Origin of the sequence: Rhodococcus sp. HNM0563, assembly GCF_012726195.1 — a bacterium.
Classification (GTDB): Bacteria; Actinomycetota; Actinomycetes; order Mycobacteriales; family Mycobacteriaceae; genus Rhodococcus.
The window spans coordinates 353,107-374,686 of sequence record NZ_JAASAF010000006.1 but is presented as its reverse complement, the minus strand read 5'-3'; the positions used below and the strand labels follow the sequence as shown (position 1 = coordinate 374,686).

Annotated in this window: 24 protein-coding genes; 9 read left to right on the top strand and 15 right to left on the bottom strand. The window is 66.0% G+C overall.

Annotated elements, in window-relative coordinates; genetic code table 11:
- Positions 1 to 4: 4 nt before the first annotated feature.
- From HCA61_RS16400 to HCA61_RS16385, 4 genes are all read right to left on the bottom strand, one after another.
- The gene (locus HCA61_RS16400) at positions 5 to 628 is read right to left on the bottom strand and encodes a TetR/AcrR family transcriptional regulator (protein WP_169689229.1); all 624 of its coding nucleotides are present in this window, start codon (positions 626 to 628) and stop codon (positions 5 to 7) included.
- Between the two features lie 33 nt (positions 629 to 661).
- The gene (locus HCA61_RS16395) at positions 662 to 1,423 is read right to left on the bottom strand and encodes a 3-hydroxyacyl-CoA dehydrogenase (protein ID WP_169689228.1); all 762 of its coding nucleotides are present in this window, start codon (positions 1,421 to 1,423) and stop codon (positions 662 to 664) included.
- A gap of 28 nt (positions 1,424 to 1,451) precedes the next feature.
- The gene (locus HCA61_RS16390) at positions 1,452 to 2,645 is read right to left on the bottom strand and encodes a thiolase family protein (RefSeq protein ID WP_169689227.1); all 1,194 of its coding nucleotides are present in this window, start codon (positions 2,643 to 2,645) and stop codon (positions 1,452 to 1,454) included.
- Positions 2,646 to 2,727: 82 nt separating this feature from the next.
- On the bottom strand, positions 2,728 to 3,528 hold the full coding sequence (locus tag HCA61_RS16385) for a crotonase/enoyl-CoA hydratase family protein (RefSeq protein ID WP_169689226.1): 801 nt from the start codon (positions 3,526 to 3,528) through the stop codon (positions 2,728 to 2,730).
- 167 nt (positions 3,529 to 3,695) lie between these two features.
- On the opposite strand from HCA61_RS16385, the gene HCA61_RS16380 reads away from it, so the two are divergent.
- On the top strand, positions 3,696 to 4,667 hold the full coding sequence (locus HCA61_RS16380; protein WP_169689225.1) for an NADPH:quinone oxidoreductase family protein: 972 nt from the start codon (positions 3,696 to 3,698) through the stop codon (positions 4,665 to 4,667).
- A 24-nt stretch (positions 4,668 to 4,691) separates the two neighbouring features.
- Positions 4,692 to 5,486, top strand: a complete 795-nt coding sequence (locus tag HCA61_RS16375) for an enoyl-CoA hydratase (protein ID WP_169689224.1) — start codon at positions 4,692 to 4,694, stop codon at positions 5,484 to 5,486.
- A gap of 27 nt (positions 5,487 to 5,513) precedes the next feature.
- On the opposite strand, the gene HCA61_RS16370 is transcribed toward HCA61_RS16375, so the two are convergent.
- Positions 5,514 to 6,155 (bottom strand): TetR/AcrR family transcriptional regulator, encoded by a 642-nt coding sequence (locus HCA61_RS16370; protein ID WP_169689223.1) that lies wholly within the window; start codon positions 6,153 to 6,155, stop codon positions 5,514 to 5,516.
- A 107-nt stretch (positions 6,156 to 6,262) separates the two neighbouring features.
- Positions 6,263 to 7,480 (bottom strand): MFS transporter, encoded by a 1,218-nt coding sequence (locus HCA61_RS16365; protein ID WP_169689222.1) that lies wholly within the window; start codon positions 7,478 to 7,480, stop codon positions 6,263 to 6,265.
- Positions 7,481 to 7,491: 11 nt separating this feature from the next.
- On the opposite strand from HCA61_RS16365, the gene HCA61_RS16360 reads away from it, so the two are divergent.
- Positions 7,492 to 8,157, top strand: coding sequence for an FCD domain-containing protein (locus HCA61_RS16360; protein WP_169689221.1), 666 nt, complete (start codon positions 7,492 to 7,494; stop codon positions 8,155 to 8,157).
- A gap of 100 nt (positions 8,158 to 8,257) precedes the next feature.
- On the opposite strand, the gene HCA61_RS16355 is transcribed toward HCA61_RS16360, so the two are convergent.
- Entirely contained in the window at positions 8,258 to 9,097 is an 840-nt protein-coding gene (locus HCA61_RS16355) for a mycofactocin-coupled SDR family oxidoreductase (protein WP_169689220.1), read from the bottom strand.
- 73 nt (positions 9,098 to 9,170) lie between these two features.
- Positions 9,171 to 10,454 carry a cytochrome P450 gene (locus HCA61_RS16350; RefSeq protein ID WP_169689219.1) on the bottom strand — a complete coding sequence of 428 codons (1,284 nt, stop codon included), beginning with the start codon at positions 10,452 to 10,454 and terminating at the stop codon, positions 9,171 to 9,173.
- Between the two features lie 152 nt (positions 10,455 to 10,606).
- Here HCA61_RS16350 and HCA61_RS16345 point away from each other — a divergent pair, with 152 nt between their 5' ends.
- Positions 10,607 to 11,200 carry a TetR family transcriptional regulator gene (locus tag HCA61_RS16345; RefSeq protein WP_169689218.1) on the top strand — a complete coding sequence of 198 codons (594 nt, stop codon included), beginning with the start codon at positions 10,607 to 10,609 and terminating at the stop codon, positions 11,198 to 11,200.
- 11 nt (positions 11,201 to 11,211) lie between these two features.
- On the opposite strand, the gene HCA61_RS16340 is transcribed toward HCA61_RS16345, so the two are convergent.
- The 3 genes from HCA61_RS16340 to HCA61_RS16330 are packed head-to-tail and all read right to left on the bottom strand — an operon-like array spanning position 11,212 to position 13,542.
- The gene (locus HCA61_RS16340; protein WP_169689217.1) at positions 11,212 to 11,874 is read right to left on the bottom strand and encodes a histidine phosphatase family protein; all 663 of its coding nucleotides are present in this window, start codon (positions 11,872 to 11,874) and stop codon (positions 11,212 to 11,214) included.
- Positions 11,871 to 12,785 carry a prephenate dehydratase gene (pheA, locus tag HCA61_RS16335; RefSeq protein ID WP_169689216.1) on the bottom strand — a complete coding sequence of 305 codons (915 nt, stop codon included), beginning with the start codon at positions 12,783 to 12,785 and terminating at the stop codon, positions 11,871 to 11,873. The genes HCA61_RS16340 and pheA overlap by 4 nt, the downstream gene beginning before the upstream one ends.
- 55 nt (positions 12,786 to 12,840) lie before the next feature.
- Positions 12,841 to 13,542 carry a hypothetical protein gene (locus tag HCA61_RS16330; RefSeq protein WP_346777572.1) on the bottom strand — a complete coding sequence of 234 codons (702 nt, stop codon included), beginning with the start codon at positions 13,540 to 13,542 and terminating at the stop codon, positions 12,841 to 12,843.
- Between the two features lie 84 nt (positions 13,543 to 13,626).
- On the opposite strand from HCA61_RS16330, the gene HCA61_RS16325 reads away from it, so the two are divergent.
- From HCA61_RS16325 to HCA61_RS16310, 4 genes are all read left to right on the top strand, one after another.
- Positions 13,627 to 14,394, top strand: a complete 768-nt coding sequence (locus tag HCA61_RS16325; RefSeq protein ID WP_169689215.1) for a DUF2470 domain-containing protein — start codon at positions 13,627 to 13,629, stop codon at positions 14,392 to 14,394.
- Positions 14,395 to 14,437: 43 nt separating this feature from the next.
- Entirely contained in the window at positions 14,438 to 15,244 is an 807-nt protein-coding gene (locus HCA61_RS16320; RefSeq protein WP_169689214.1) for a CPBP family intramembrane glutamic endopeptidase, read from the top strand.
- A 166-nt stretch (positions 15,245 to 15,410) separates the two neighbouring features.
- Positions 15,411 to 16,667, top strand: coding sequence for an LCP family protein (locus HCA61_RS16315; protein ID WP_247274099.1), 1,257 nt, complete (start codon positions 15,411 to 15,413; stop codon positions 16,665 to 16,667).
- A gap of 129 nt (positions 16,668 to 16,796) precedes the next feature.
- The gene (locus HCA61_RS16310; protein ID WP_169689213.1) at positions 16,797 to 17,351 is read left to right on the top strand and encodes a ferritin; all 555 of its coding nucleotides are present in this window, start codon (positions 16,797 to 16,799) and stop codon (positions 17,349 to 17,351) included.
- A 77-nt stretch (positions 17,352 to 17,428) separates the two neighbouring features.
- Here the strand turns inward: HCA61_RS16310 and HCA61_RS16305 are convergent, their stop codons facing one another.
- From HCA61_RS16305 to HCA61_RS16290, 4 genes are read right to left on the bottom strand one after another with little or no spacing between them, the layout of a single operon-like run.
- Positions 17,429 to 18,343: a DUF5926 family protein gene (locus tag HCA61_RS16305; RefSeq protein WP_169689212.1), complete on the bottom strand. Its 915-nt coding sequence runs from the start codon at positions 18,341 to 18,343 to the stop codon at positions 17,429 to 17,431.
- Positions 18,344 to 18,352: 9 nt separating this feature from the next.
- Positions 18,353 to 19,126 carry a glycerophosphodiester phosphodiesterase gene (locus HCA61_RS16300; RefSeq protein WP_169689211.1) on the bottom strand — a complete coding sequence of 258 codons (774 nt, stop codon included), beginning with the start codon at positions 19,124 to 19,126 and terminating at the stop codon, positions 18,353 to 18,355.
- Positions 19,123 to 20,115, bottom strand: a complete 993-nt coding sequence (locus tag HCA61_RS16295) for a DUF4328 domain-containing protein (protein ID WP_169689210.1) — start codon at positions 20,113 to 20,115, stop codon at positions 19,123 to 19,125. Before HCA61_RS16295 ends, HCA61_RS16300 begins: the two co-directional genes overlap by 4 nt.
- Positions 20,115 to 20,456 (bottom strand): rhodanese-like domain-containing protein, encoded by a 342-nt coding sequence (locus HCA61_RS16290; RefSeq protein ID WP_247273681.1) that lies wholly within the window; start codon positions 20,454 to 20,456, stop codon positions 20,115 to 20,117. The genes HCA61_RS16295 and HCA61_RS16290 overlap by 1 nt, the downstream gene beginning before the upstream one ends.
- 190 nt (positions 20,457 to 20,646) lie before the next feature.
- Between HCA61_RS16290 and HCA61_RS16285 the strand changes: the two genes are divergently transcribed.
- Complete coding sequence (locus tag HCA61_RS16285) at positions 20,647 to 21,579, top strand: LLM class F420-dependent oxidoreductase (RefSeq protein WP_169689209.1); 933 nt, start codon at positions 20,647 to 20,649, stop codon at positions 21,577 to 21,579.
- Position 21,580: the final 1 nt, after the last annotated feature.

The following is a 21,580-nucleotide window of genomic DNA, read 5'->3' as shown; positions in this document are numbered from 1 at the left end:
ACGTTCAGTTAGTGGTGTGGTAGCCCACGATGCGTAGTGCGATCACGATGTAGCGGTCCGCGACCTGCGCCGGGGTGAGTGGGCCGTCGATCTGGTACCAGCGGGCGATGGACTGGAGCATGCCGAGCATGGCCCGCACGGTCTCCTCCGCATCGTCGACGTCGAATACTCCTGCCTCGGTGCCGTCACGGACGAGGTCGAGCATGATGAGTTCGAGTCGTTTGCGCGTAGCGGCATAGGTGCGGCGGTTCTCGAAGGAGACGTGCCGCAGTTCGGAATCGAGACCGGAACGCTTCGCCCGGTAAGTCATGTTCAGAACGATCGCCTCGACGGCATTGGCGAACCGGGCGGCCGGGTCGGCGCCGCCGTCCGCGACCGCGGCCAGGACACGGTCGATGAGGTCGAGGACGGCAGCGTCGAGCAGGGTGACGAGAACGGCTTCCTTGTTCTCGTGGTGGTAGTACAACGCGGGCACCGTCACACCGACCCGGCGGGCCAGGTCGCGCACGGTTGTCCCGTGGAAGCCGTTCTCGCTGAAAGCTTCCAGCGCGTGTTCGAGGATGGGGTCGTACCGCAACGGCTCGAAGACCCGCCAATCGGTGAACCCGGTCTCGGGCTGCGCGGTCATCGACCCCTCCTCTCACTCGTGTGTGCTGCGTGTCTAGCGCGGTGCCATGCGGATGGCGCCGTCGAGGCGGATGACCTCGCCGTTGAGCATCGGGTTCGAGACGATGTGTGCGGCCAGAGCGCCGTACTCGGCGGGGTCACCCAGACGCGCGGGGTGGGGAACCTGCTGGCCGAGCGAAGCCTGGGCCTCTTCCGGGAGCGAGCCGAGCAACGGGGTCTTGAACAGGCCCGGAGCGATGGTCACGACGCGGATGAGCAGCGACGCGAGGTCGCGTGCGATCGGCAGGGTCATGCCGACGACGCCGCCCTTGGATGCGGAGTAGGCGGCCTGCCCGATCTGGCCGTCGAAGGCTGCGACCGAAGCGGTGTTGATGATGACGCCGCGCTCGCCGTCGACCGGTTCGGTCTTCGAGATGCGCTCGGCTGCCAATCGGATCACGTTGAACGTGCCGATCAGGTTCACGTCGATGACCTTCTTGAAGCCGTCGAGCGGAAACGCGCCCTTCTTGCTGACGGTCTTGACCGCGTTGCCGATGCCTGCGCAGTTCACCGCGACACGCAGCGGTCCGAGCGACTCGGCGAGATCGAGAGCCGCGACGACTGCTGCCTCGTCGGTGACGTCGGCCGGCGCGAAGCGCGCACGGTCGCCGAGTTCCTTGGCGACGGCCTCACCGTTGGAAGAGGGGAGGTCGATGATGACGACGGTGGCTCCGTCGTCGATCAGCGCCTTGGTGGTGGCAAGACCGAGGCCCGAAGCGCCTCCGGTGACGACGGCAACGCTGTCGTTGACGATCATTGAGAATCCTTTCGAGAGTTGTTGCAGTTCAGATACGTTCGATGATGGTGGCGTTGGCCATGCCCGCGCCCTCACACATCGTCTGGAGTCCGTAACGACCACCCGTGGCTTCGAGGTGGTTGACGAGGGTGCTCAGCAGGCGGGTGCCCGACGAGCCGAGCGCATGGCCGAGCGAGATCGCGCCGCCCCACGGGTTGAGTTTGGCCGGGTCGGCGCCGAACTCGTGCGCCCACGCAAGCGGCACGGGCGCGAAGGCCTCGTTGACCTCGTAGGCGTCGATGTCGTCGATGTTCAGGCCGGACTTGGCGAGGACCTTCTTCGTGGCCGGAATCGGCGCGGTGAGCATGAAGACCGGGTCGTCACCGGCGACGGAGAACGAGTGGAAACGGGCACGTGGGGTGAGGCCCAGCTTGTTCGCGAGTTCCTCGCTCATGATCAGCGCGGCCGAGGCGCCGTCGGTGAGCGGCGACGAGTTTCCGGGGGTGATGATCCACTGCGCTTCGGGGAAGCGTGCGGCGTACTCCTCGGTGTAGAACGACGGCTTCAGACCGGCCAGTCCTTCCGCGGTCGTTGCGGCGCGCACGGTCTCGTCGACCGTGTGCTGCACCTGCTCGCCCGCCGCATTGGTGACCTCGATCGGGACGATCTCCTTGTCGAAGTGCCCGGCGGCAATGGCGGCAGCGGCACGCTGGTGCGACTGCGCGGAGAACGCGTCGAGCGCGTCGCGGTCGAACTTCCACTTCGCCGAGATCAGCTCGGCGGAGATGCCCTGGTTGACCAGGCCGTCCGGGTAACGCGTGCGGATGCTCGGACCGTGGGTGTCCTTGCCCATCGACGAGGTGCCCATCGGGACGCGGCTCATGGATTCGACGCCGCACGCGATGACCATGTCGTACGCACCGGCGATGACGCCCTGCGCCGCGAAGTGGGCTGCCTGCTGGCTCGAACCGCACTGACGGTCGATCGTGGTGGCAGGCACGGATTCGGGGAAGCCTGCCGCGAGAAGGGCGGTGCGAGAGATGTTGAGCGATTGCTCCGAGGCCTGGTTGACACACCCGCCGATGACATCGTCGACCTGAGCGGGATCGATGCCGTTGCGCTCGACGAGCGAGCGCAGCACGTGCGCGAGCAGTTCGACGGGATGTGTACCCGAAAGTGCGCCTCCGGGCTTGCCTTTGCCGACCGCGGTGCGGACGACATCGACGATGACTGCGTTGGTCATGGTGACTCCTGAATCTTCGCGGGGTTTGGTGCGACCCGGTGTCGCAGGAGCGGTCGCCGCGACACCGGGCCGGGCTCTCCGGTCAGCGGCCCTTCCACACGGGCTGGCGCTTCTGCGCGAACGCGGTGGGGCCTTCGATGGCGTCCTCGCTGCTGAAGACAATCTTCAGTGCTTCGACGTTGGCGTTCCACGCCGCGTCCTCCCAGTCGGGAAGGTTCGCGGTGCGGTAGATCATGGACTTCGATTCGCGCACCGACAACGGCGCGTTGGCGGCGATGGTTTCGGCGATCCCGAGGGCGACGTCGAGGGCAGTACCTGCCGGAGCGACCCGGTTGACGAGGCCGTACTCCTTGCCTTGTGCGGCCGAGATGGGCTCTCCGGTGAGGGCGAGCTCGAGAGCGAGCTTACGAGGGATCTGCTGCTGCAGCCGGATCACGCCGCCCGCTGCGGCGAACAGGCCGCGCTTGACCTCGGGCAGTCCGAGCTTGGCTTCTTCGTCGACCACCGCGAGGTCGCTGGCGAGAACGAGTTCGGTTCCGCCGCCGAGCGCGAATCCGTTGACAGCCGCGATCGTGGGCTTGCTGATCCAGTGCTGCGCGTATCCGGCGAAGCCCCACTCCGGGTGTCCGGCAGCCGAGGTGTCCTCGCCCGATGCGATGGCCTTCAGGTCGGCACCCGCGCAGAAGGCTCGGCCGGAGCCGGTGATCACGATGACGCGGACGTCGGCGTCGCTCTCGGCCTGCTCGAGGTATGTGCCGACGGCGGTCGACAGCGCGCCGTTGACGGCGTTGAGTGCCTTCGGCCGGTTCAGGGTGATGATTGCGACCCCACCGCGCACTTCGTACAGCGCTGCAGCGTCCGTCGTGGTCGTGTCGTCGGCCATGCGTGCCCCTTCGGATCCCAGAATCTGTTACTTATCGATCGCTAAAGGAGTACCACGGAACGAGCGCTCGGGCAATGGGCCGGCTTTATCTAGCGCCCGATCAGTTTCGTCTGGTAATGATTGGCCGTGAGCGCGAACATCGACTCGGCGACCACGGCGGGAGACCCATGCATGCTGCACATCTGACCGAGAACACCGGACCCGACGGTGTGCACACCGTCGACATACCGGAACCCACACCCGGCCCCGACGACGTCGTCGTCGACCTGCACGCGGCCGGTGTCTCGTTCCCCGATCTCCTCCAGACCAGCGCGGGCTACCAGGTGGTACGCCCACTCCCCTGCGTCCTCGGATCCGAAGGCGCCGGAGTCGTCCGCTCCGCGCCCGAAGGCAGCGGGTTCAGCGCCGGCCAGCGCGTAGCGGTCCTCGTGAACACCGGGTCGTGGCAGCAGACGGTTGCCGTCCACCCCCGCTCCGTGTTCCCCCTTCCCGACGACGTGTCGCTCACGGCGGCGGCCGGAATGCCCCTGAACTACCTGACGGCCCACTTCGCTCTCGAAGAACGCGCACGGTACCGCTCCGGCGAGACCGTGCTCGTCCACGGCGCCGCAGGTGGCCTCGGTGTCGCCGCCCTCCAGGTCGCCGCGGCACTCGGCCTAGAAACCATCGCGGTGGTCAGCACCGACGAGAAGGCGGCGGTAGCAAGGGCGAACCGGGCGACCCACACCATCGCCGTCGACGGATTCAAGGACAAGGCACTCGAACTCACCGACGGCCGCGGTGTCGACATCGTGCTCGACCCCGTGGGCGGCGACCGGTTCACCGACAGCCTTCGCAGCCTCGCTCCGGGCGGACGCGCCGTGGTCCTCGGCTTCACCGCCGGCGAGATTCCCACGGTGAAGGTCAATCGCCTTCTCTTGAAGAACATCTCGGTGGTCGGCGCCGGATGGGGTGAACACATCCGCCAGCTGCCCGACTACCCTGCACAGCAGTGGAAGACGCTCGGCCCCCTGCTGAGCTCCGGAGAGTTGCAGGTTCCCGAGCCCACCGTCTATCCCCTGACCCAGGCAGCGGGCGCACTGCACTCACTCGCGAACCGTTCGGCGACAGGAAAAGTCGCACTCTCACTCCACCCCTGATATCGATATCCGAAGGATTTCCCCATGACCGACAACCCGTCCACCGATCTGCCCGAGGTCGCCGTCGATGTCACCGACGGCATCCTGCGCGTGACGCTCAACCGCCCCGAGCGCATGAACGCCGTGAAGGCCGAGACCCTCAACACGATCGGCGACGCCTTCGAGAAGTACGCGACCGACGACTCGGTTCGCGCAGCTGTCCTCACCGGTACCGGCCGGGCTTTCTGCTCGGGCGCCGACATCGCCGGCCGCGACCTCTCGGCACCGCCGACCACCGACACCATCGACGCCGCCAACCGGGTGGCGGGCCTGCTCCGAGCGTTCCCCCGCCCCGTCATCGGCGCCGTCAACGGGGCAGCAGCGGGTGTCGGTGTGTCGCTGGCACTCTCGTGCGACCTGACCGTCGCCAAGGAGTCGACATACTTCCTCCTCGCGTTCACCAGGATCGGCCTGATGCCCGACGGCGGCGCCACCGCACTGGTCGCCGCGTCGGTCGGGCGCGCCCGCGCGATGAAGATGGCATTGCTCGCCGAACGGCTCCCCGCCCCCGACGCTCTCGCCGCCGGATTGATCGCCGATACCTACCCGGACGACGAATTCGACAGCAAGGTGGCCGAACTCGCGAAACGGCTCGCAGACGGACCTACCGACGCCCTGGCATCCACCAAGCACGCGATCAACGATGCGACGCTCACCGAACTCGAGAACGCCTTCGGCCGCGAGTTCGAGGGCCAGATGACGTTACTGGCCGGACCGGGGTTCGCCGAGGGGGTCACCGCATTCCAGGAGAAGCGGCCGGCGAACTTCCGCACTCTCTGATCGGACGAACGGATCGTCGGGGCCTCGTCAGGCGCGCGGGGCCCCGACCATCTTGAGAGCGATCTTCACGTATTTCTTCGCGACCTCCGGCGGGCTCAGCGTGCCCTCGGCGTGGTACCAGCGGGGAATCGACTGGCACATTCCCAGCAGAGCGCGGGTGGTCTCGGCGGCGTCCTCGACGTCGAACGATCCCGACTCGGTTCCGTCTTCGACGATCTGCCGCACGATCTCCTCGATGCCCTTGCGGACCGCGCGGTAACGCTGGCGGTTGTCGGGGCTCAGGTAGCGGACCTCACCTTCGATCGCCGCGAGCCGCGCGCGCATCGTCATGCGCAGCACGATGGCTTCGATGACGTTCGACAGACGCTGAACCGGGTCGGTGCCGCCCTCGGCGTCGGCCGCGTGCGAGCGTGAGAGCACGTCGCTCGTGGACAGCTCGAGCAGCGCGATGAGCAGGCCCTCTTTGTTCTCGTGGTGGTAGTACAACGCGGGCACCGTGACGCCGACGCGTCGCGCGATCTCACGCACCGACGTGCCGTGGAAGCCGGTTTCGTAGAACGCATCGAGGCTCGCCGACAGGATCGGGGTGAGCTCCATCGGCTCGAGGGTGCGCCAGTCGGGCGCGACCGTCTCTTCCGCGGTAACTGTGTCGTCGGTCGAACTCCCCATGAAACGCATCCAACCTATCGATCGCTATATACCCGGACGGCTCGAGGATACCTGTGCCGACATGCGAACATGCACAGCCGTCAGTGGCCTCACGCGGCATCCCCGCGTCACACACGTGACTCCACCGGATGCCAGGTGTCTTCGAGCGCACGCGGCTTGCAGGCCTGGTAGCCCCCGGTCACCAGCACCACGACGGCCACGCCGAGCAGGGCGAAGGACGCACCCCATCCCGATGTGGCGTCGTGGAGCACCCCGAACAGGAACGGGCCGAGGCACGCGACGGCATAGCCCACGCCCTGTGTGAATCCCGACAGGACGGAAGATCCGATGTGGCTGCGGGTCCGCAGGTTGATCAAGGTCAACGCCATGGGGAAGGTGCTGGGCCCCAGGCCGAGCAACACGATCCACAGAATCGGCACGCTCATCGGGGCCAGCCACAGCCCGAGAAACGCAATGAAGAAGCACGACGCGGACGCAAGCACCACGGGGAACGGGTTCCGCATCCGCGCGCACAGCGACGGGGCGCCGAAAGCGGACACCAAGCCCATGAACGAGAAAAGACCCACCATCGCGCCGCCGAACGCGGGAGTGGCGCCCGCGTCGGTGAGGATGTCCGGGATCCACGTGAACATCGAGTAGGTGACCAGCGAGGTCATGCCGAACATCCCGGCCATGCCCCATCCCACCGGCGAACGCCAGACCTTGCCCTGTGCCTGCGGTGCAGTTCCGTGGTGTTCCTCCGCGGCGGCCCCGCGTCGGCGAGCCAGAATTACGATCCACGGCAGCGCCGCGGCGAAACCGGCGACCGCCCAGATTCCGATCGACACACGCCACCCGAACGCATCCGCGAGCGGCACCGCAACGAAAGCCGGTGCAATGGTGCCGATCTGGACTCCGACGATGTACACCGAACTCACGAATGCCAGACGGTCGGAGAAGTACCGTTTCACGAGCGGTGGGATGACGACGTTGCCGATGCCCATCCCACCGAGGGCCAGTGCCGAGAGAGCGAGCAGCGACCAGGTTTCGTCCATGAACGCCCGGGTCGCCATGCCGATGCCGGCCATGAGCATCGCGATCAGCGCTGTCTGTTCGAGACCCCACCGTCGGGCCAGGACGGGGGTACAGATCCCGAAGAGCGCGAACATGGCGGTCGGCACCATGCCGAATACACCCACGACGGTCGACGAGAAGCCGATCTCCTCCCGAATCTGCGACGCGAGCGGACTGAAGGAGGTGACGGCAAGTCGGAGCACGAGTGCGGACATCGCGATCGCACAGAAGACAAGGAGGCGGCCGCGTAGAACATTCACGCCATAAATCATAGGATGACAGGATGACTCTAGGGCAACCCGTTCGGCGCACGAGCCTGATCTCGCAGGTCACCGAGCAACTCCGCGCAGAGATCTGCGCGGGACGCTGGGCCGTCGGAGATCGCATTCCCACCGAGCCGGAGCTGACAGCACTCACCGGAACGAGTCGCAACACGGTCCGCGAAGCCGTGCAGGCCCTCGTGCACACGGGCCTCCTCGAACGCCGTCAAGGTTCGGGAACCTACGTCGTCGCGACCTCCGACATCGGCGGCACCCTCGGCAAGTACTTCGCGACCGCACACGAGCGCGACGTACAGGAACTGCGACAGACACTCGACGTGACCGCGGCTGTCCTCGCAGCGCGCCGACGTACCTCCGACGACGTTGCGCGCCTCGAGACGCTCCTGGACGAACGCAACAACCGCTTCGCCGACTCCGATACCGATGCAGCGGTCGAAGCGGACATCGCACTCCACCGGGCCATCGTCGAAGCCAGCCACAACGCCGTGTACCTCGAGTTCTACGACTCACTGCTGCCGTCGATCCGGCAGACCGTCGACCGACACATCCACACGACCGGACAAGGATTCCACTACGAGCACACGGCCCTGGTGACCGCTGTGATCGCGGGCGACGAGGCCGCCGCGACGGCAGCTGCGCGAGCACTCTTCGCCGAAGTGATGGAATGAGGGTGGACCGGCGCGGCGTACGGCTGGTTCGCGCTACTTCACAGCGAGATCCTCTGCCGCGTGAGAATTCCGAGATAAAGTTCGACCACTGTCCGCAGGATTACTTGAGCGCACTTCCCGCATCGACCGACAAGGTGAGTCCTGTGACGTAACGCGATTCGTCGGATGCCAAGAACAGCACGGCATTGCTGATGTCCTCGGGTTCCACCCAGCCGATCGGAAGCACGTGCATCAGCTGGGCCACCACCTTCATGTCCTCCGGGCCCGGGTTCTCGAGATCGGGACGGAACATCTTCATCGCACCCTCGTTCATGAACATCGGTGTGTTCACGTTCGTGGGATGAACGGTGTTGACCCGGATGAAGTGCTGTCCCAGCTCGACCGCGAACGAGCGCATCAAGCCGACGACGCCGTGCTTCGCAGCAATATACGGCCCCATATTGGGGTGGGCCTTCAATCCCCCGACCGAACTCGTCAGGATGATCGAGCCACCTCTGCCTCCTTCTATCATGTGCGGCACACCGGCTTTCACCGACTTCCACACTCCCGACAGATTGATGTCCTGCATTTCCTGCCAGTCGAACTCGTCGGTCTCGTGCAGCGGTGCACCACCGGTCCCGATTCCGGCGTTGGCAACGACGATGTCGAGTCGGCCCAGTTGCTCGACGCCGGTGTCCACCGCGGTCTTCACCGCGTCGAAGTCGCGGACGTCGGTTTCGACCGTCACGATGCGACGGTTGAAACCCTTGACCAGCTCGACTGTTTCGGCCATATCTTCCGGCGATGCCGGGGCGATCTGCGCATCCTCTCTGACCGGACCGCAGATGTCGAGTGCGATGATGTCTGCGCCTTCCTGCGCGAGCCTCACCGCGTGACTACGCCCCTGACCGCGCGCTGCACCCGTGATGAGTGCGACCTTGCCTTCAACCCTGCCTGCCATGATTCACCTCTCGCGTCGTGCATCGAACGACCGCTCGATGCAGTATTTTTCGAACTTTCCCTGTCCGTTCGGGCTATTTCAGGGCCTTCTCGAATTCGATGTGCAGGTCGACGAGACCCCGCAGGAGGAAAGTGGGCTCGTAGACGAATGTCCGTTCGTCCGTCGATCCATGTCGCCCCTCGCTGATCCTGATGTCGCTCATCCTGTCGAGAAGCCGGTCCAGAGTGACCCGGCCCTCCATTCGGGCGAGCGGTGCACCCGCGCACGTGTGCAGTCCACGCCCGAACGCGATGTGCTCATGTGAGTTTTTACGATCGAGTCGAAATTCATTGGGGTTTTCGAACTTTCGCGGATCACGGTTGGCACCTGCCAGACTCAGCATGACGATCGTCCCCGCCGGGACGTCGACGTCACCGATCGTCGTGGTCTTACGCACGAGACGGAAGTCGATCTTGGTCGGGCTGTCGAATCGGAGCGACTCCTCCATGAACGGCTTGATCAGACTGCGATCCTCGCGAAGCATCTGCTGGTACTCCGGCCGTTCGCACAGCACCCGCAGCGCCGAGCTGAGGAGCTTCGTCACCGTTTCCTGGCCGGCAGCGAACAGGAAGGTGGCGGGTCGTACCACCTCGATGAGCTCCGGTGTTGATCCGTCCGGATACGTTGCCGTAGCAAGACCGCTGAGAATGTCGCCGCGGGGCTCACGACGCCGGTCGGCAAGATAGCCGGTGAATCTCTCGTCGAGATACTCCAGCGGGTTGATACCCACCGGCTCGTGATCGAGCGATCCGACGCGGGTTCCGGGACGTTCTCCGGCGCCCAGCGCGCGACGGAAGTCTTCGCGGTCACCTTCAGGGACACCGAGCAGGTCCGTGATCGCCAGCGTTGCAAACGGTTTGGCGTACTCGCCGAGGAACTCGCAGCTCCCGTTGTCGATGAACTCGTCGAACTGCTGATCCGCCAGCGTCCAAAGATACTCCTCGTTCTCGACGAGGCGTTTCGGTGTGAGGAGTCGGCCCAGCAGGGATCGCGCCCGTGTGTGATCGGGTGGGTCCATCACCACCATGTGTTCAGAGATCGGAAACAGGTGACGATGCGCCTCGATCTGGTCGGTGATGTCGTCGCCTTCGGGTTCGAACGGCAACGGAGGGAACGGTCCACCGATCGCATTGACTGCAGAGAGAGCGTCGGAGTTCTTGAATCCTTCGACCACCTCCTGATAGCCGGTGACAACCACTACCCCGTAGTTCGGTTCGCGAAATACAGGATTCATGCTTCGGAGATGGTCGAAGTATTCGAACGGATTCTGCGCGAGTTCTCCATCGGAGAAGTAGTCGGCCGAGGCGAGATCGGTCATCGGATCACTGGCCTTTCGGTGAACGAGGCGACGTGTGCAGATCCGGGTGGCGTGACAGACGCGTGCACGTCGCGCCGGAGGTAGGCTGAGTAACAACGTTACTAGCGAGACGATAACCCCGTTATCCCCATAGGGCAAGGAAATTCACAAACATGGAGAACGCAGACATCACCGGCGAACCGGACCGGACCGGAGAACGGCTGCTCACCACGGTCGTCGAGCTTCTCGAGAACGACGGCTACGACGCGGTGCAACTGCGCGAGGTGGCACGGCGGGCACGGATCTCGTTGACCACCATCTACAAGCGGTATGCCACGCGCGAAGAACTGATCCTTGCCGCGATCGAACACTGGATGAAGTCGAACTACACCGAGCTGGCCACACAGAGCCGCGACCCCGGCGAACCACTACACCCGGCGATGATGCGAGTGATCCGCGCAATCTTCGAGCCGTGGGAACAGCATCCCGAGATGCTCTTCGCATATTTTCGCGTCCGGGCCGCGCCGGGCGGCGAGAGCCTCGCCGTGCGCGGCTTCGACCCCGTCGTACCCATCGGCATGGCAGTGCTGTCGGACGTGGATCCCGAGTTCGTCGCGGAGCTCGAATCGATCCTCTCCAGCGTCGTCTACGGCCTCGTGGGGCGTTGCAACGCGGGATACGTCGACATCACCGAGATCGTGCCCACGATCGATCGCACGGTCTTCTGGCTCACGACCGGCTATCAGGCCTCACTCCGAGACGAATGAGCATGCCCCCGTCAGCCCATAGGGTCGTCGGCTCCGGCGCGGGCAGTGTCGTGGAACGGCGCGTGGACCGATGCCCACCGCACGCACTCCCATCCGCCACCGGGCACCGGCTCCAGTTCGACGGTGTCGGTGTTGGCCAGGTGGTTTCCGCTTGCGAAACCGCCGGGCACCTTCCCGAGGTACGACGCGACGAGGCGGATGGCAGCGCCGTGGCTGACCACCACGATGTCGCCCGATCCTGCCTCCAGGTAGTCTGCGCGCAGCTCGTCGAGCACCGGCACGAATCGGTCGAGGACGTCGAATGCACTCTCGCCGCCGGGGACCCGGGCACGTAGGTCGCCGTCGTGCCACGACTGGTAGACCTTCACGAACATCGCATGCGACTCTTCGTCGTTGCGGTCCTCGAGTTCGCCGACCTGCACCTCGTGCAGTCCGTCCCGCGCAGACGCTCGAAGACCCACCGGATCCTGCGCATGCAGGGCTGTCTGCTTTGCGCGAATGGCCTGGGACGACACGAGCAGCGTCGGCGCGCGTTCGACGAGGTTCTTGCCGAGCGTCTTCGCCTGCGTGATTCCGAGCTCGGTCAACTCCGCCCCGGGGAGTTTCGTGTCGAGGCGCTTCTCGACGTTCGCCACCGTCTGGCCGTGCCGGGCCAGGATCAATTTCCCGTTCAACTGATTTCCTCTCCGCGCCGCAATCGTTCCAGCCACTGTGCATCCTCCTCGTCCGACACCGGTGCGACACCCGGCTCGGACACCGCCGCCCATGAACCGAGGAACCGCACCTGGGCGAAACGGTGGAGTGCCTTGAGCGCTTCTGCGACGAGTGCGTCGTCGATGTGCCCCACACAGTCCAAGTGGAAGAAGTAGGTGCCGTATTCCTTTCGCGTCGGCCGCGACTCGATACGGGTCAGGTCGATGCCGCGCGTCGCGAATTCCGTCATCGCACGGACCAGCGACCCCGGCTCATGGGGAAGTTGCAGGATCACCGACGTGCGGTCGCGGCCGGTGCGCTTCGGGACCGGCGCCGGACGGGTGACGAGTACGAACCGCGTTCGGGCTCCTGCGAAATCCGCAACACCGTCGGCGACGACCTCGAGACCCAGTCGCTGACCGGCGAGCGCCGTCGATACTCCCGCGTCGACCTTGCCCGCCGCCACATCCTCGGCCGCGCCCGCGTTGGAGGATGCGGCCACGATCGTGGCGTTCGGCAACGTGTCGCTGACCCACTGCCGAACCTGGGCCGCCGCCACGGGGTACGCGCCGATGGTCTCGATCGTGTCGAGGGTCGTCCCGGCGCGCGCCACGACCGTGAAGGCGATGTCGAGCTCGGTTTCCGCCACGATCTGCAAGCGGGGCCCGATCGAGAGCGCGTCCATCGTCGGCGGTACCGACCCCTCGACGGAACTCTCGATGGGAACTACCGCAGCATCGACCTCGCCGTCGCGCAGCAACTGCAGTGTGGCCGGAGGGCTGGCCGCGGGTACACGCTCGACGGGCTCGTCGAAGACGCCGAAGTCCTCGAAACGGGCGAGGGCCATTTCGGTGAAGGTTCCGGTCGGTCCGAAATACGCGATACGGGGCACGGCTTACAGATTACGCACCGCCGCTTGCCGGGATGCGTCATCGAAATGAACCCTGTCAGCGTGGGGAGAGACCCGCCGTCCGTAGTCCACCCAGCACCGCGTCGAGGTCGTCGACTTCCACAGCGAGCAGGATCTCCCGCAATGCTTCGGCGGCCTCGGGGATCAAGCGACCGAGGCGGTCGGCGTCGGGCGCGGTCAGGGCACCGCGGATGTCGAATCCACTGAGCGCTGCCGCCGTACCGGAAAGCAGTGCGAGCACGTCGGAAGCCGATTCGGCGCGGGCAACGAATCCGGTGTCGGCATGTGCGAGCACGGCGAGGAAATCGGCAACGGCGCCCGGCGCACGGCCGGTCGGCAACCCGGGGATGTGCCCGGCTTCGGTGAGTGCGCGAGCCGTGTCGGCCAGGGTCGAGTCGGCAAGGACCGCGTCGTCGACCTGCACGTAGACCGCCAGCGGCGCGGGAGCGGTGAATGCGAGCACGTCGTCGAGGTCGTCGAGGGTGCAGTCGAGCTGGTAGCGAACGGGTCGCCGGCCTGCAGGCGACGGGGCTTCGCCCGAGGCATCCAATTCGACGATCACACCGCGATCGGGCAACTCCGCGACTTCACTCGCGGGAACGATCGGTGCCGCCAGTTCCGGTCCCGAGACAGCGAGGGCGGCCTCCAGCGTCTCGTAGCGACGCGAGAGCAGCGCGTCGAGCAGACCACGGGGTTCTTCGCGCGAAGGCGGCATTCCGAGGGGCAGTGGGATCGACACGTCATTCAGGCTAACGCGGAAACCCTTGCGACCACCGTCACAATGACTTAGGTTTGCCTCACCTACTTAAGAAGGAGGGCCCGCATGCAGACCACCACGACCGACATTCCGGCGCCGACAACCGCGGAACGCGTGCGCACCGCTCTCATCCGCGCAGACACCACCTACCTTGCGATCGACGGTTGCGACCCGATCCCGACGACCGTCCACTTCCTACAGGACGACGGAAACATCGCGATCGTCGTACCGGCCGAGACCACCGCGGTCGCACTCGCCTGGCAGTCCGGAGCCGCAGGCCTACCCGCGATGCTCGAGCTCACCGACCACTCGCCCCTCAATCTGCGCAACCCCGTCCGGTCGCTGATCTGGCTCAGCGGGAACCTGTTCCCCGTCGACGAGCCGCGACAGATCGCGGCCGACGTCGCGGAGATCCTTCCGCACCCCGAACTCCTCGACGTCGGCCACAACTCCGAACTACTGGTGCTCCGACTCACATCCGTGGTTGCCGCAGACACCACCGGAGCCGAATCCGTCGACCTTCCCGACGTGTTCGACGCCGCCCCCGACCCCTTCGCCACCTACGAGACGGCGTGGCTCGAACACCTCGAACAGGATCACGCGGACATCCTCGCCCGGATCGCCAGGAGAATCCCGCCGTCGGCGCGCACCGGCCGAATCCGGCCCCTCGGCCTCGACCGCTACGGCCTGCGCCTGCGCATCGAATCGGGCAACGGTGACCACGACGTTCGCATCCCCTTCCCGGAACCCGTCGACGAGCCGAGCGGACTGAGCAAGGCACTGCGCATGCTCGTCGGATGCCCGTTCATGAACGGAATGCGCGCTACTCACTGAGCGCAGAATCGGCCCCGCAGCACGTTCGGGCACAATCGCTCCCGTGACGACGATCCGCGCCTGGCTCAATCCACCCCGGCAGAATCCCGGCACACCGCTCGATGCTGCCGAACGTCGGGCCTTGTGGATCGAAATCGCGATCGTCCTGCTCGTCACCTTCGGGCTCAGCGGCCTGTCGTCGATCCTGTCGCTACTGGAAGCCGCCCTTGCACCGGAGCCGCTATCCGATCAGACAGTCGCGCTGAATGCCCCGCGGTCGTCACAGCAGTTCATCGACCTCGCCAGACAACTCCTCGGCATCGTCCGCCTGCTCGCATGGGCCGCACTCGGCCTCTATCTCCTGTGGCGCAGCGGCCACGGCCCGAAGATCATCGGCTTCGCGCGTCCACTACTGCGCCGCGACTGGCTTCCAGGCGCCGGGCTCGCCGCACTCATCGGGCTGCCCGGCCTCGCGCTGTACCTCGGGGCACGTGCCGCCGGACTCAACCTCAACGTGGCGCCGAGCATCCTCGCCGACTACTGGTGGCGCCTGCCCACAGAAGTGTTGTGGGCCATCGCCAACTCGGGCGCCGAAGAAATACTGGTCGTCGCGTATCTGATCACGCGTCTACGGCAGCTCGGATGGTCGGAGAACGGCTCGCTACTGGCCTCGGCCCTGCTCCGCGGCAGCTACCACCTCTACCAGGGACTCGGTGGCGGCTTCGGCAACGTCATCATGGGCCTGGTGTTCGGCCGGTACTGGCAACGCACCTCGAAACTGTGGCCCCTCGTGATCGCCCACGCGCTGATCGACTGCGTCGCGTTCATCGGGTACCAAGCACTGCGGGAGCACGTCTCATGGTTGTCTTGAACATGCGACCGACTGCCGTGAACGTACAGTTGTCCGGGTGAACGGCGACCACCCCGACCCTCGGAACCGGCCGCGCCCACCCCAGGGGCCGCCGCCGCGTCGGCAACCACCGATGCGCCGCCCCGCCCCGCCGCACGCCACGCCTCCTCCTCCGGAAGGCAATCAGGTGATCCGGCGTAACCCGCCCGCGCCGCCGCGGGCCTGGTCGCAGGCACCCGGGTCCGAGCGCCGCGCCGCGCCGCCACCCCCGCGAAGGCAGCCACCTCCACGGCAACAACCGCCGCCCCGACGGCAGCCTCCGCCGCCGCAGCAGCATCGGCCGCAACAACAACATCAGCGGCGGCAGCAACCCGAACCGTTCGTCGACAAGCGACGTGCAGCGACAGCACCGCCCCCACCGCCTCCTGCGCCTCCGCGCCGGCGGCGCCCGCCGGTCGCCGAGCCCGAACCGCGACGCAGACGACCAGGTGGTGTCCGGCGGACCCTGCGCCGCGTAGGCGCGCTGCTCGCCGTCCTGCTCATCGCGGCGGTCGCGGGTGTCGTCTACTTCGACGGCAAACTCGACCGCATCGATGCGCTCGCCGACTACGAGGGCCGTATCGGCGATACCCCCGGAACCAATTTCCTGTTGGTGGGCTCCGACAGCCGCATCGGGCTCACCCCCGAGCAGGAACAGGAACTCGCGACCGGCGGCGATGTCGGCCCCGATCGCACCGACACGATCATGCTCGTCCACGTCCCCAGCGGAGGTGGCGCCACCACGATGGTGAGCCTCCCCCGCGACTCGTACGTGTCCGTCCCCGGATTCGGACAGGACAAACTGAACGCCTCGTTCGCGCTCGGTGGGCCGCAGTTGCTCGTCCAGACGGTCGAGGGAGCAACCGGAATCCACATCGACCACTACACCGAGATCGGATTCAGTGGGTTCGCGTCGATCGTCGATGCGGTCGGCGGCGTCGACATCTGTGTCCCGTATCCGATCGACGATCCGCTGGCGGGTCTGCAACTCGAAGCGGGCTGTCAGGAACTGAACGGCGCGCAGTCGCTCGGTTTCGTGCGCACCCGCGCCACACCGCTCGCCGATCTCGATCGGATGAACAACCAGCGGCTGTTCATGTCGGCCTTGCTGAGCAAGGCGACCGGCCCCTCCACCTTTCTCAACCCGTTCCGATTGTGGCCGCTGGTCTCGGGTGCGGCAGCGTCGGTGCGCGTCGACGACGGCGACCACCTGTGGGATCTCGGCCGGCTCGCGTGGGCGATGCGCGGCGAGACGGTCACTGCGACAGTGCCCGTCGGTGGCTTCGAGGATGTCTACGGGGTCGGCAACGTCCTGCTGTGGGATCGGGAGCGCGCCATCGAGTTCTTCGGCGCGCTCGAGCAGGACGAGCAGATCCCCGCGGATCTGCTCGCACCCGCGCCCTGACCGCCGTTCATCCCGAGATGATCTTGGGTTAGCCAATCCTGAAAGGGCCCAGGTTAGCCAATACTCGGAGAAATCAGTCTAGCCAATGCTTGGATGAAAATATCCCTGACCTGCATTAACGTCGCAGCCATGACAACAATGGGCGAATCTCGTACGACCAAATTCCAGTCGCTTCTGCACGACCAGATTCGCAACGAGTTCAACGCATCGCATCAGTACATCGCGATCGCGATCTTCTACGACAACGCGGATCTCCCGCAGCTCGCGAAGCACTTCTACGCGCAGGCGGTCGAAGAACGCAACCACGCCATGATGATCGTCCAGTACTTCCTCGATCGCGACATCGCCGTCGACCTCACCGGCGTCGATGCCTGCCAATCGATGTTCGAGAGTGCCCGTGAGCCCATCGCGCTGGCGCTCGAGCAGGAGAAGGCCGTCACCGAACAGATCGTCGAACTCGCTCGCACCGCCCGCGACGAGGGCGACTACCTCGGCGAGCAGTTCATGCAGTGGTTCCTGCAAGAGCAGGTCGAGGAGGTCGCAACCGTCACCACGCTGCTGACCGTCGCCGATCGTGCAGGCGAGAATCTGTTCAACCTCGAGGACTTCGTCGCTCGCGAGCTCAACTCGAAGACCGCAGGGCGGAACGGTAACGCTCCGCTCGCCGCAGGCGGCAGCATCTAGCCAGCCCCGCTGCCGACAAACCGAATGTCACCTTCGTTCAGTCCGACTGTATGAAGGTGACATTCGGCCATTCTGGGTCAGCGCAGCGTGACCTGGCGGCTTCGCAGGCCGTCGCGTGAGCCCCGCTCGGCGACGGTCAGCGGCGACTCGTCGCCCAGCGCCGCAGCGAGGCGCGTATCGAGCTCGAGCGTCGCCGCGACCCATTCGTCGGGATGCTTCTCACGATCGAGATCGAACACGGGCACCAGCAGGCCGTGCGTGCGGAACGAACCCGCGAACCGCGAACCCTCACCGAGATGCAGACCACCGGCAGCATGCACCCGCGACAGCGCCGTCATCAGCGAGTCTTCGTCCTCGGGCCGAATCCAGCGCAGGTGCGCCTTCTCTCCGGTATCCACCCACCACGCGGCGACGAGACCCTCACCGTCGAGACGTGCCGACGGCATCACAGCGGCGTTCGCCTGCTGCAGCGTCTGCGCGACATCGGGAGCAGCCTCGACACCTTCAGGGATCCACCACTGGAAATCCTGGTGCACGGTGATCGACGGAAGCTCGTCGGCCACGAGCAGATCCTGCAGGCGCGCCGAGTCTGCTGTCGGCTCTGCCACCTTCAACGACGTCCCGGGCTCAGCGGTGAGGGCCCACTCCAGTGCCGCACCGAGTTCGCCGGCCGGATCGGGGCCGAACGTCGCCAACTGCAGTCCGACGTACCCGACGACCTCGTCGCCCTCTTCACGCGCAAGTGCCGCGACACCGCCGGGGAGGATGGTTGCGCCGATCACTCGGCGTCCGCCGCCCGCGACCGGAAGGTCGACGAGTGCAGACGGCACGAACTCCCGCAACGCCACGAGGTCGAGTTCGAGCGCGAGGCCCTCGAACGGTCGGGACGACGCGCCGGACGCTGCTTCCCGTTCGAGCCTGCGCTGCTCGAGCTTGGCAGCGCGATTGCTGCCGGGCTTGGGTCCGCTGTTTCTCTTGCTCTTCTTCGCCACGGCGCAAAACTACACGCCGGGCACCGCGTCGAGTTGAGCCTTGGTGCGTCCGGGGTGATTGGTGGCCACCCAGCCGACCCCGAGTGTGCGGCACAACTCCACGTCTTCGGGTTCGTCGACCGTCCAGCAGTAGGTGGCCCGACCTGCGAGAGCAGCCCTGTCGACGAGGTCGCGGTGTTCACGCAATGTCGCAACGGACGGGCCGATCGCGGTGGCACCGACCGTTGTGGCGGCACTGCCGCCGAGGTAACGGGACGTCTCTCCGAGCAGGACTGTGGGCAGCAACGGCGCCTGTCTACGGATCCGCCAGACAGCGCTCGCGGCGAACGACATCACCACAACCCGGGAGAAATCCGCTGACGGTGGTGTCGCCAGCCCGAACCGCGACAGTTCGGCGAGCAGCTTCGCCTCCACGAGCGCGCCGTACCGCACGGGATGCTTGGTCTCGACGAACAACTTCACCGGCACGCTCGTGAAGTCCATCATCAGTTCGATGAGTTGAGCCAACGTGAGCAGGCCCGCGGGTTCCCCCGACCGGCCGTAGTCGAATTCGGACAACTCCGCGAGCGTCATTTCGCTCACGACACCGGTGCCCGTGGAGGTCCGGTCGATCGTGCGGTCGTGGACGCACACGAGATGTCCGTCTCGGGTCAGCCGCACATCGCATTCGAGCCCGTCGGCGCCTTCTTCGAGCGCGAGTTCGTAGGCAGCCAAGGTGTGTTCTGCTTTGGCTGCGGACGAACCCCGGTGGGCAACGACACGCGGCACCGCGAACTCGGTCACGGCGTCACCGCCGGAATCCGGTGCTCGTCCTCCCGAACAGCGGAGGCGGGCACGATCTCGGCGATCGGCGCGTATACCGGCCCGGTCGCCGTGGTGAACCTGCGCTGTTGGAGTGGCCTGCCCTGCAGGTCGGCGCCATCACACAATCGGAGCACGTACAGCGTCGCCAATGCGACCACCGCGGCGAGGCCGGCGACGACGGCGGTCAACAGCACCGCGTCGGCCCTGGCCTGCAGCGAGTCGCGCTGACGCCAGAACAGCACGAATACGAACAGCACCGCGTTCGACACGATCAGCACCCACCAGATCCGGACGGCACGCAGGAGCCGCGGCCTATCGTAGGCGATCTCGGTGAGGAAGACGCCGGGGAGCGCGAGGTTGACGCCGGGCACCACAACACCGAACAACAACGAACCCGGCGACCGGGGATCCGAGGTGTCGTGCTCTGCGAACACTCGGCGGCGAACCTCGATCAGGCGTAGACCCGACGCGACCGCGGCAGCGAGTGCGACGAGTGGACCGACGATCTGGGTCGCCCACACGGCCGAGTCCGACAACGCCAGGACGATGGGCTCGATCAGCCGCGTGCGATTTACCAGCAGCAACACGTATCGCGCCAGCTCGGCAACCGCCGCAAGCCCGAATACCACTGCCGTGCCCACCAGCAGGGTGGGTGCCAGGCCGGCGAGCGTCTCGGCTCGGGTCGGCTCCTCAGCGTGCGGTCGTGGCCGGTCGAGTAGTCCCCACCGCGGAATCTCGTCGTAAGCGGGTGTCGCCGTGGGCTGTGCGGCGCGGGGGGCAGTCCGTTCGGCGGAGCTGCTCTGCGGCGACCGGACGACCCACCGGAAGTTTCGTCGGTTCGGAGGAACCGCAACGTGGGTATCGACGGGTGAGAGCAGCAGACCGCGACACGAGGGACACCACTGGCGCGCCTGGTAGGACACGGGCCAGCGGCTCTCGCAGCGAACACAGATCTGATAGGCGGCCATCAATAGATCTTCGCCGGGTCGTCGCCGTCACCTGTCAGAGGCCGGTTCGACTTCTGCCACGCGACCATTCCACCTGCCACCTGGAAGGCGTCGTATCCGATCCGGTTGAGATATTCGACGGCGCCGAGCGAGCGGCCCCCTTGGCGACACACCACGTAGACCTCGGCGTCGATATCGATCTCCTCGAGGCGGGCGGGAACATCGGCCAGCGCTATGTGCAGTGCGCCGGGCGCATGCCCGAGCGCCCACTCGTCGTCCTCTCGTACGTCGAGGAGCACCGAGTCGGGGCCCGGTTCGGGAACCTCGTCCACCGACACGGTGGGCACATCGGAAGAACTCACGATTCCAATAGTGGCACGCGCCGATATGCGATGCAGCCGCGCGGCATACCGTAATGAGTTTCCACAATGCCCACGCGCAGGAGTTATCCACAGTTTCCACAGGTTCATCCCCAGGGTTACCCAACCGTCGAATTCATCGCTCGAGACCGCTCACAATTCCCGGTACGTGGACTCCTGGAACAATCGAGTAATGGAATTACGGATTTTCACGGAACCACAGCAGGGAGCAACCTACGAGGATCTGCTCGCAGTCGCTCAGACTGCCGAGCGGCTCGGCTACGGCGCATTCTTCCGATCCGACCACTACCTGGCGATGAACACCGAGGGCCTTCCCGGCCCCACCGACGCCTGGATCACGCTTGCCGGACTCGCCCGCGACACGTCGACGATCCGGCTCGGCACCCTCGTGACCTCGGCGACCTTCCGCCACCCCGGCCCACTGGCAGTCTCGGTCGCTCAGGTCGACGCGATGAGTTCCGGCCGCGTCGAGTTCGGGCTCGGCGCCGGCTGGTTCGAGGAGGAGCACTCCGCGTACGGCATTCCCTTCCCGCCGATCAAAGAGCGATTCGACCGTCTGGAGGACGCCCTCGCCATCACCACCGGCCTGTGGGAGACCCCGGTCGGCGAGAAATTCTCGTACGACGGCGCGCACACCCGGATCGTGGATTCACCGGCCCTCCCGAAGCCGCATCAGCAAAAGATCCCCGTGGTGATCGGTGGCGCGGGGAAGAAGCGGACGCCGGCGTTGGCTGCGCGCTATGCGAGCGAATTCAATGTTCCGTTCAATTCGGTGGAAGGCTCGGCGACCCTCTTCGAGCGCGTGCGCCAGGCGTGCCGCGACGCGGGACGCGATCCCGCCGAGCTGACACTGTCGAACGCGCTCGTGTTGTGCTGCGGGAGGGACGAAGCAGAAATCGCCCGCCGTGCCGCGCGTATCGGCCGCGAGGTCGACGAGCTTCGTGAGAACGGGCTGGCGGGGACCCCGGAGGAAATAGTGGAGAAGATCCGCACTTACGCGGATATCGGGACTCAGCGGATCTACCTGCAAGTGCTCGATCTGGCCGACCTCGACCACCTCGAACTCGTCGCGCAGGAGGTCATGCCTGCGGTAGCAGCGCTCTAGA